Source organism: Actinotalea sp. C106 (assembly GCF_023630195.1).
In the GTDB taxonomy this organism is placed as follows: Bacteria; Actinomycetota; Actinomycetes; order Actinomycetales; family Cellulomonadaceae; genus Actinotalea.
Genome location: NZ_JALPKN010000185.1, coordinates 1 through 6,515 on the forward strand (window position 1 = coordinate 1; position 6,515 = coordinate 6,515).

A 6,515-nucleotide genomic window follows, 5' to 3' on the forward strand; every position below is an offset into this window, starting at 1 on the left:
CCCTCGACGACCTCAAGCCCGGCGAGCCCCGCGACGTAGTCCAGGACCTGGTTGGCCAGGCCGGCGTACCCGCTGCCCAGCCCGGCCTGACCGCGCTCGGTCGCGACGTAGCGCCGGGCGGGGCGGCCACGGCGCACGGGCTGCGAGGAGGGAGAGAGGTGGACGGCGATCTGCCCGGCCTCCTCGAGGGCGGCGACGTGGCGCCGGGCACCGGCCGCCGTGAGGTCCAGGCTGCTGGCCAGCTCGACCACCGAGACGGGGCCGGACTCGACGACCAGCCGCAGCACGCGGTGCCGGGTCGAGGTCTCGTGCGGGTCGCCGACGGGGATCGTGGCCTGCTTGGCTGCGATGCTCACGTTCCACCTCCTGGCTCTCGGGACCGGCTCCGACCGCACCGCACGGGGCGGGTCGTCTCGTGCGGTGACTCGTCTCGTCCGGCGACGCTCCGGGGAGCTCGTCACGGGACGGCACGGGTGCCGCTGATATAGGCAACATCCTTGTTGCCGAATTACTTCCCCGCAACGTAGGCAGACCTCACCACCCGGCCGGCCCGCTCGGGACGTGCCCCGGATCCCCCGACCCCGTCCGAGCACCTAGACTCGGCGCTCGTGCCTGCGACCACCCCTGCCTCGACCGGCGAGCCCGCCGTGCGTGTCACCGGCCTGACCAAGCGGTATCGCCGGGTCGAGGCCGTGCGGGGCCTGGACCTGGCCGCCCCGTGCGGCCGGATCACGGCTCTCCTCGGTCCCAACGGCGCAGGCAAGACGACGACCGTCGAGTGCTGCGAGGGGCTCCGGCGCCCCGACACCGGCACCGTGCGGGTCCTGGGCCTGGACCCGGTGCGTGACGCGCAGGCCCTGCGCCCGAGGGTCGGCGTCATGCTCCAGGACGGCGGCCTGCCCAGCACGGTGCCCGCCCTCGAGGCCCTGGAACACGTCTCCCGGATGTATGCCCGCCCTCGCGACGTCGGTGAGCTCGCCGACCGACTGGGACTCAGCAGCTTCGCGCGGACGCCGGTCCGGCGTCTCTCCGGCGGCCAGCGCCAGCGGCTGGCCCTGGCGACGGCGGTCGTCGGGCGACCGGCGGTGGTCTTCCTCGACGAGCCTTCCGCGGGCCTGGACCCCCAGGCCCGCCTCGCCGTCTGGCAGCTGGTGCGTGACCTGCGCACCGAGGGGGTCTCCGTGGTGGTGACGACGCACCAGATGGCCGAGGCCGAGGCCCTTGCCGACCACGTCGTGGTGGTCGACCACGGACAGGCCATCGCCTCGGGCACGGTCGACTCCCTCGTCGGGGGCGACGGGAGCATGCGCGTGAGCGTCCAGCACCTCGACCCCCACCATGTCGAGCGCTCCGACGGCGAGCTCGCCCAGCACCTCACCGTCGCCCTGGGGCGCTCGGGGCACGAGCACTCGGTCACCACCAGCTCCCTCGCGGGCACCCTCGAGGTGCACGGGGCACCCGGGCCGGAGCTCGTCCACGCGGTCACCGGCTGGGCCCGGGACCAGGGCGTCCTGATCACCTCGCTCACCACGGGGCGGCGCACCCTCGAGGACGTCTTCCTCGATCTCACCGGACGGAGCCTGCGATGAGCCTGCCCGTGGACGTGCCGGCCGAGCCGGGCGCTGCCGTGCCGCCCGAGCAGCGGGCCGCCCCGCTCGCGCGACGGGTCGCGGCGCAGGCCAGGATCGAGATGCGCACGGTCCTGCGCAACGGTGAGCAGCTCGTCATCACCCTCGTGCTGCCGGTGCTCCTGCTCGTGGGGCTCACCCGCACCTCCCTGGTCGACCTCGGCACCGAGGACCGGATCGGCCTCGTCGCCCCCGGTGTCCTGGCCCTCGCGGTGATGTCCACGGCCTTCACCTCGCAGGCCATCGCCACCGGGTTCGACCGCCGCAACGGCGTGCTCCGGCTCATGGCGACGACCCCGCTCGGCCGCAGCGGTCTGCTCGCGGGCAAGGTCCTGGGCATCGCCGGGATCCAGCTGCTGCAGATGGCCGTCCTCGTCGCGGTCTCCCTCGTGCTCGGCTGGTCCCCGTCGCTCGGCGGCGTGCCCGGTGCCCTGCTCGTGGTCGTGCTGGGGACGGCCGCCTTCACCTCCCTGGCCCTGCTCGTGGCAGGGACCCTGCGCGCCGAGGCCGTGCTCGCCGTCGCCAACCTGCTCTGGGTGCTGCTCCTGGCCGGCGGAGCGGTCCTCCTGCCTGCCTCCCTGCTCCCTGCACCCCTGGCCGAGCTGGCGGTCCTGCTGCCCTCGGGCGCCCTGGGTGAGGCCCTGCGCACGGTGCTGGCCGAGGGGACGGTGCCTCTCGTCCCGGTCGGTGTGCTGAGCGCATGGACGGTGCTGCTCGGCGGCGCCGCAGTCCGCTTCTTCCGGTGGCACTGACCAGCGCCCGGACACCCCCGGCGTCATGACCTCGGTCCGAGGCGGATACCGTGGAGGGGTGAGCAGCACCGTGCCTGCGCCGGCACCGACCGGCCGTCCCCGACCGCCTCGAGACGCCGCCGAGGCGGCTGGCCCGCCGCGGAGCGCGGCCCGACGTCGCGGCGCCCCGTCGTACCGATGGGCGCGACGGATCCTGTGGGCGAACCTCGTCGCGCAGATCGGCATCGTCGTGACCGGTGGGGTGGTGCGTCTCACCGGGTCAGGCCTCGGCTGCTCGACGTGGCCGCAGTGCGAGCCGGGGCAGTTCGCGCCCGTGATGCACGCCGAGCTCGGCTGGCACCCGGTCATCGAGTTCGGCAACAGGACCCTCACGGGCGTCCTCGGGCTGCTGGCCCTGGCCACGGCCTGGATCGTGTGGCGAGAGCGGCACCGGGCGCGACCGTACCGGGTGCTCGGCCTGGTGCCCCTCGTCGGCGTCCTGGTGCAGGCCGTCGTCGGCGGGATCACCGTGCTCGTCGAGCTCCATCCGGCCTTCGTCGGGGTGCACTTCATCCTCTCGATGGTCCTGATCGCCGCATCGGCCGTCCTGCTGCGACGCCACGCCGAGGGGGACGGCCCGCCCCAGCGGCGCGTCACGACCCGGACCTGGCGGCTCGCCGTGAGCCTCATCCCCCTGACGGCCCTGATGATCGCCCTCGGGGTGGTGGTCACCGGCGCGGGCCCGCACTCGGGTGACCTGGAGATCGCCCAGCGGCTGACCCTCGACCCGGTGGCTGTCTCGCGGTTGCACGCCGCGGCGGTCTGGGTCTACGTCGCCGTCCTGGCCCTCGTCGTGGCCGCGATCCACCGCGACCGCGCACCCGCGACGGCCCGACGCGCGGCGTGGGTCCTGGTAGGTGTGACGCTCGCCCAGGGGATCATCGGGTACGTCCAGTTCTTCACCGGTCTGCCCGAGGTGCTCGTGGCGGCCCACATGCTCGGTGCCTCGCTCCTCGTCCTCGCCCAGGGCAACCAGCTCCTCGCGCTGCGCGACCGCCCGGTGGATCACGACGGCGCGGCCGCGGCACGGAGCTGACGCGCGCCCCCTCAGGCAGGCGGGCAGCGAAGCAGGACGGTCGCCGTCCGACGGCGTCAGTCCTCTGCGGTCCTCTCCGGCAGCGCCGCGTCAGCCGGGCGCAGACCTGACCAGCCCCGCGCCCTGGCCGCCGTCGCGGCCAGCACCCCCACCACCGTCGAGGGGTTGCGGACCCGCCCGGCGAGAACCGCCTCGACGACCTCGTCGAGGGGGAACCACCGCGCGACCATGTCACGCTCCTCGGCCTCACGGTCGTGACGCTCGCCCTCGGGAACCGACCGCAGGCCCCGGACCAGGTACACCCGGATGTGCTCGTCGTTGCCGCCCGGCGTCGTGAGGTAGTCCGCGAGAACCCACCACCGGTCAGCCGTGAGGTCCGTCTCCTCGGCGAGCTCGCGCCGGGCCGCCGTCCACGGGTCCTCCCCCGCGACGTCGAGCAGACCGGCCGGCGGCTCCCAGAGCTCGGACCGAACGGGGTGACGGTACTGCTGCAGGAGCAGGACGCGGTCCTCGTCGTCGAGGGCGATCACGGCGACCGCACCGGAGTGCCGCACGTACTCGCGCCGCACGGTGCCGGAGTCCCCCAGGTCCACCGTGTCCCGCACGACGTCCCAGATCATCCCGTCGTGCAGGAGCTCAGAGCGCAGGACCGGACGCGGGGCGAGGCGGTCCTGAGGCTCGGTCATCAGGCCCCGCGACGGTCGAGGGCCGCCTTGACCAGACCCGCGAACAGCGGGTGCGCGCGGGTCGGACGAGACATGAACTCTGGGTGCGCCTGGGTTGCGACGTAGTACGGGTGCGTCTCGCGCGGGAGCTCGACGAACTCGACGAGCGAGGTGTCGGGAGAGACGCCCGACACGACCATCCCGGCCTCCTCGAGGGCCTCGCGGTAGGCGTTGTTGACCTCGTAGCGGTGCCGGTGCCGCTCGACCACGTGCTCGGAGCCGTAGGCCTCGGCGACGACCGAACCGGGGGTCAGGACCGCCTCGTAGGCACCGAGCCGCATCGTGCCGCCCAGGTCCCCCTCTCCGCCGACGATCGCGAGCTGCTCGGCCATGGTCGCGATCACCGGGTACTCGGTGGACGGGTCGAACTCCGAGGAGGAGGCCCCCTCGAGCCCGAGCTCGGCCCGGGCGAACTCCATGACCATGACCTGGAGCCCGAGGCAGATGCCGAGGGTCGGCACCTGGTGGGTCCGCGCCCAGCGCAGCGCCCCCACCTTGCCCTCGATGCCGCGGACGCCGAAGCCCCCGGGGACCAGCACGGCGTCGACCCCGTTCAGGGTCCGCTCGGCGGCCTCGGGGGTGTCGCAGTCGTCCGAGGCCACCCACCGGATCTTGACCCGCGCGTCGTTCGCGAAGCCTCCGGCGCGCAGCGCCTCGGTCACCGACAGGTACGCGTCGGGCAGGTCGATGTACTTGCCGACCATCGCCACCTCGACCTCGTGGGCGGGGTGGTGCACCGCGTGGGTGACCCGTTCCCAGCCGGCCCAGTCGACGTCCCGGAACGGCAGGTCGAGACGTCGCACCACGTAGGCGTCGAGCCCCTCGGAGTGCAGCACCCGTGGGATGTCGTAGATGCTCGCCGCGTCTGCCGCCGTGACGACGGCCTCGCCCTCGACGTCGCACATCAGTGCGATCTTGCGCTTGATCGACTCGGGGACCTCGCGGTCGGCCCGCAGTACGAGGGCGTCGGGCTGGATGCCGATCGAGCGCAGCGCGGCCACCGAGTGCTGGGTCGGCTTGGTCTTGAGCTCACCGCTGGGGCCGATGTACGGGATCAGCGAGACGTGGAGGAAGAAGACGTCGTCACGGCCGAGGTCGTGCCGCACCTGGCGGGCAGCCTCGAGGAAGGGCTGGGACTCGATGTCTCCGACCGTCCCGCCGACCTCGGTGATGATCACGTCGACGTCGGGCCCCGCCTGGGCCCGCATCCGCGCCTTGATCTCGTCCGTGATGTGCGGGATGACCTGGACGGTGTCACCGAGGTACTCGCCCCGGCGCTCCTTGGCGATCACGCTCGAGTAGATCTGCCCCGTGGTCACGTTGGCCGTGGCCGTGAGGTCTACGTCCAGGAACCGCTCGTAGTGCCCGATGTCGAGATCGGTCTCCGCGCCGTCGGCGGTGACGAAGACCTCGCCGTGCTGGAACGGGTTCATGGTGCCCGGATCCACGTTGAGGTACGGATCGAGCTTTTGCATGGTGACCCGGAGGCCACGGGATCGCAGGAGCCGCCCGAGGCTCGAGGCCGTCAGTCCCTTCCCGAGGGACGAGGCCACGCCGCCCGTGACGAAGATGTGTCGGGTCGTCGTGTCGGATCGCCCGGAGGTTCGATTTGCTCGCTCAGCCACGGGCTTCAACTCTACCCGACGGACGGGCTTCTCTCAGGACGACCCGCGCGGAGATCCCTCTCCGCGGTACAGCCGATCGAGCTGGCCGAGGGTCGCCCGCAGGTCGGGGAGCTCGAGGGCTCGGGCCCGTGCGCGGCCCTGCAGCTCCGTCCGAGCCCTCTCGTCGGCGAGCAGGTCGAGCATCGCCGCGGCCAGGACGGCGGGCTCGGCGGGGAGGAGCCTCGCCGCCTCCCCGGTCACCTCACGCGTGCCTCCGACGTCGGTGGCCACGACAGCGGCACCCAGCGCGAGGGCTTCCTGGACCCACAGCGGCTGCCCCTCCCAGCGTGCCGTGCTCACCACGAGGTCGGCGGCCGCCAGGAGGTCGGGGACGTCCTCCCGCCGGCCCAGGACGCGGACAGGGAGGTCCCCCTCGGCGACCCAGCGCCGTAGGTCGCCCTCGAGCGGACCGTCCCCGGCGACGACCCACACGGGGCGCCGCGCCTCGGGCAGCGCGGTGAGGAGTCCCGCGGTGGCGCAGAGCAGGTCCAGGCCCTTCTGCGGGGCGAGGCGCGCGACGGTGACCAGAAGAGGTCGCTCCCCGAGCCCGTCGATCGCCGCCCGCGTCTCGGCTGACGGAGCAGCCTCGGGGCGGGGCGGGGCCGGGACCAGGGCCCGTTCGCAGGCGCGAGCCCCCCGGCGACGCGCGCGGTCCACCAGGTCCCCCGAGA

At 73.5% G+C, this 6,515-nt stretch carries 7 protein-coding genes; 3 read left to right on the forward strand and 4 right to left on the reverse strand.

Going from position 1 to position 6,515, the window contains the following annotated elements:
• Positions 1 to 356 (reverse strand): metalloregulator ArsR/SmtB family transcription factor (locus L0B03_RS12315; RefSeq protein WP_250446144.1); only part of this gene is annotated, 356 nt, incomplete at its 3' end.
• A gap of 252 nt (positions 357 to 608) precedes the next feature.
• Between L0B03_RS12315 and L0B03_RS12320 the strand changes: the two genes are divergently transcribed.
• From L0B03_RS12320 to L0B03_RS12330, 3 genes are read left to right on the forward strand one after another with little or no spacing between them, the layout of a single operon-like run.
• Positions 609 to 1,589, forward strand: a complete 981-nt coding sequence (locus L0B03_RS12320) for an ABC transporter ATP-binding protein (protein ID WP_250446146.1) — start codon at positions 609 to 611, stop codon at positions 1,587 to 1,589.
• Entirely contained in the window at positions 1,586 to 2,380 is a 795-nt protein-coding gene (locus tag L0B03_RS12325; RefSeq protein ID WP_250446147.1) for an ABC transporter permease, read from the forward strand. The genes L0B03_RS12320 and L0B03_RS12325 overlap by 4 nt, the downstream gene beginning before the upstream one ends.
• A 58-nt stretch (positions 2,381 to 2,438) precedes the next feature.
• On the forward strand, positions 2,439 to 3,455 hold the full coding sequence (locus tag L0B03_RS12330; RefSeq protein WP_250446149.1) for a COX15/CtaA family protein: 1,017 nt from the start codon (positions 2,439 to 2,441) through the stop codon (positions 3,453 to 3,455).
• A gap of 56 nt (positions 3,456 to 3,511) precedes the next feature.
• Here the strand turns inward: L0B03_RS12330 and L0B03_RS12335 are convergent, their stop codons facing one another.
• The 3 genes from L0B03_RS12335 to L0B03_RS12345 all read right to left on the reverse strand — a co-directional run.
• Positions 3,512 to 4,141, reverse strand: a complete 630-nt coding sequence (locus L0B03_RS12335) for an NUDIX hydrolase (RefSeq protein WP_250446151.1) — start codon at positions 4,139 to 4,141, stop codon at positions 3,512 to 3,514.
• Positions 4,141 to 5,805: a CTP synthase gene (locus tag L0B03_RS12340; protein ID WP_250446153.1), complete on the reverse strand. Its 1,665-nt coding sequence runs from the start codon at positions 5,803 to 5,805 to the stop codon at positions 4,141 to 4,143. Before L0B03_RS12340 ends, L0B03_RS12335 begins: the two co-directional genes overlap by 1 nt.
• A gap of 33 nt (positions 5,806 to 5,838) precedes the next feature.
• A partial coding sequence (locus tag L0B03_RS12345) for a glycosyltransferase (protein ID WP_250446155.1) occupies positions 5,839 to 6,515 on the reverse strand: 677 nt, incomplete at its 5' end.